Source organism: Rhizobacter sp. P3_B12, from assembly GCF_056402895.1.
On sequence record NZ_JBFUGN010000795.1, the window covers coordinates 1 to 2883 of the forward strand.

At 69.3% G+C, this 2883-nt stretch carries 3 protein-coding genes and 1 pseudogene; all 4 read left to right on the forward strand.

The window, feature by feature from the left end; translation table 11 throughout:
- A pseudogene (locus AC1D01_RS28095) lies at window positions 1-305 on the forward strand (sugar ABC transporter permease); the annotation flags it as partial.
- Window positions 302-1129 carry a carbohydrate ABC transporter permease gene (locus tag AC1D01_RS28100; protein WP_477872266.1) on the forward strand — a complete coding sequence of 276 codons (828 nt, stop codon included), beginning with the start codon at window positions 302-304 and terminating at the stop codon, window positions 1127-1129. The pseudogene AC1D01_RS28095 and the gene AC1D01_RS28100, both read left to right, overlap by 4 nt.
- Window positions 1130-1137: 8 nt before the next feature.
- Entirely contained in the window at window positions 1138-2295 is a 1158-nt protein-coding gene (locus AC1D01_RS28105; RefSeq protein ID WP_477872268.1) for an ABC transporter ATP-binding protein, read from the forward strand.
- 135 nt (window positions 2296-2430) lie between these two features.
- Window positions 2431-2883, forward strand: a 453-nt coding sequence (locus AC1D01_RS28110) for a hypothetical protein (protein ID WP_477872270.1), incomplete at its 3' end; no start/stop codon positions are given.

The window sequence follows — 2883 nt, forward strand, 5'->3', positions numbered from 1 at the left end:
TCTTCTGGGCGATCCGCCTGCCGCTGATCCTGCCGACGCTCGGGCTCGTCAACATCCTGACCTTCGTCGGCAACTTCAACGCCTTCGACCTGGTGTATGCGGTGAAGGGCGCCTCGGCCGGCCCGAACTTCGCGACCGACCTGCTGGGCACGCTGTTCTACCGCACCTTCTTCGGCTACCAGTCGCAGCCGGGCAGCGCGACGATGGGCGCGTCGCTCGCGACGCTGATGTTCCTGGTGATCCTGTCGGGCATCGCGGTCTACCTGTTCGTCGTGCAGCGGCGGCTGCGGAGGTTCGCGTTGTGAACCGCCTGGCCCGGTCGATCTTCGTGCACCTGACGCTCGGCGGCTACTCGCTGCTGGTGCTGTTCCCGATCCTGCTGGTGCTGGTCAACTCGTTCAAGACGCGGCGCGCGATCTTCGACGACCCGCTCGGGCTGCCCACCGCCGCCACGCTCAGCGTGGTCGGCTATGCCAAGGTGCTGGGCAACGCGTCGATCGGCGGCATGTTCGCCAACAGCGTCATCGTCACCGGTTGCTCGTTGATCCTGATCCTGCTGCTCGGCGCGATGGCCGCGTGGGCGCTGACCGAATACCGCTTCCCCGGCAACCGGCTGCTGGCGCTGTTCCTCGCGTTCGGGATCATGGTGCCGATCCGCCTCGGCTCGGTGTCGATCCTGCAGACCATGGTGGCGCTCGACCTCGTCAACACGCTGACCGCGCTGGTGCTGGTGTACGTGGCGCAGGGGCTGCCGCTGGCGATCCTGATCCTGTCGGAGTTCATCCGCCAGGTGCCCGGCGAGCTGAAGGATGCGGCGCGCTGCGACGGCGTCAGCGAGTACGTGATCTTCCTGCGCATCGTGCTGCCGCTGGTGCGTCCGGCGGTCGCCACGGTGGGCGTGTTCACGATGGTGCCGATCTGGAACGACCTGTGGTTCCCGCTGATCCTCGCGCCCTCGGAAGGCACGCAGACGCTGACGCTCGGCGTGCAGCAGTTCATCGGCCAGTTCGCGACCGACTGGAACGCCGTGCTGGCCGCGCTGTCGCTGGCCGTGCTGCCGGTGCTGGTGGTGTATGCGCTGCTGTCGCGGCAGCTGATCCGCGGCATCACCGCGGGTGCCCTCAAGTAACTTCACCCATGACCCAAGTCACGCTGACCAACGTCTCGAAATCCTATGGCGACACCGTCGTGCTGCAGGGCGTCGACCTGCAGATCGACGCCGGCGAGTTCGTCGTGCTGGTGGGCCCGAGCGGCTGCGGCAAGACCACGCTGCTGCGCATGATGTGCGGGCTCGAGGAGATCACCGGCGGCGAGCTGGCGATCGACGGCGTGGTCGTCAACCACCTGCCGCCGGCGCAGCGCGGCATCGCGATGGTGTTCCAGAGCTACGCGCTGTACCCGCACATGAACGTGTTCGACAACATGGCCTTCGGCCTGAAGCTGCACGGCGCCGACCGCGCCGAGCGCAGGCGGCGCATCGAATCCGCCGCGAAGGCGCTGCACATCGACCACCTGCTGCAGCGGCTGCCGCGCGAGCTCTCGGGCGGGCAGCGCCAGCGCGTGGCGATCGGCCGCGCGATCGTGCGCGACCCGAAGCTCTTCCTGTTCGACGAGCCGCTGTCGAACCTGGACGCCTCGCTGCGCGTGAAGACGCGCGTCGAGCTGGCGCGGCTGCACCGCGAGCTGAAGGCGACGATGGTCTACGTGACGCACGACCAGGTCGAGGCGATGACGCTCGGCGACAAGATCGTCGTGATGCACGAGGGCCGGGTGCAGCAGGCCGGCACGCCGGTCGAGCTGTACGAGCAGCCGGCGAACCGCTTCGTCGCCACCTTCATCGGCTCGCCGGCGATCAACCTGCTGCCGGCGACCGTGTCGGCCAGCGGCCATGACGGCCTGGTGCTGGCGCTCGCGCGCGGTGCGCAGGCGCGGGCGCAGGTCGAGGCCGGCGAACTGCGCAACGGCCAGGCGGTGGAGATCGGCATCCGGCCGGAGCACTTCACGAGCGTGGCGCCCAATGCGATGGCCAGCGCCGCGCAGAACGACGACGGCGTCCGCTTCGACGGCGAGGTGGTGCTGGTGGAGCAGCTCGGCGAATCGCACCTCGTCTACATGCGCACCGATGGCGGCGAGGAACTGGTGATGCGCGGCAGCGCGCTGACCCGCGCCCGCCCGGGCGACCGGGTGGCCTGGCGGGCGCCAGCCCAGGCGCTGCACGTGTTCGATGCGGAGGGCAGGGCGCACCGGCGGCTGCACGGCCTGGAATCCCTGGAGGGCACGCGGACAAACGCGTAGGCGCCGGACCGTGTTGCAAAACTACAATGCGACCCGCGTCGTGGGTGGAGGGCACCCGCGACACGCCGTTTTCCCCCGCATCCCGAGGACCGACCTACCGTGAAACGAGCATCTCTCCGGCTGAAGCTGGTTGTCGTGTCAGCCATCGTCGCAAGCACCCTGGGATCGGCGCAGGCCGCCGGCCTGTTCGATTCACTGCTGGGCCGCGAGGGCACCCAGGCCGAGCAGAGCGCGAAGGCCCGACAGCGCATCTGGCGCATCCGCGAGTTCAGCACCGTGCAACTGCTGGCTCGCGAGGCCGGTGCCCCGGAGAACCAGCACCCGGTGAAGCTGAACCCCGACGCGCTGCGGATCGCGCTKGGGCAGTTCAAGTCGCTCGACTCGCGCGGCAAGGAACGCGCGCTGTTCGACGCCGACGAACTGGCCGAGATCAGCGAGCCGATCGCCCAGGCCTTCGCGAACGCCGAGCCCGGCGACGACGTGCTGCTGGTGTCGAGCGCGCGGCGCGACGGCTTCCTGGCGCCGCCGACGGCCGTCACCGCGCGGCTGTTCGTCGAGGGCGGCAACCTGAACTTCATCGCCCACGAC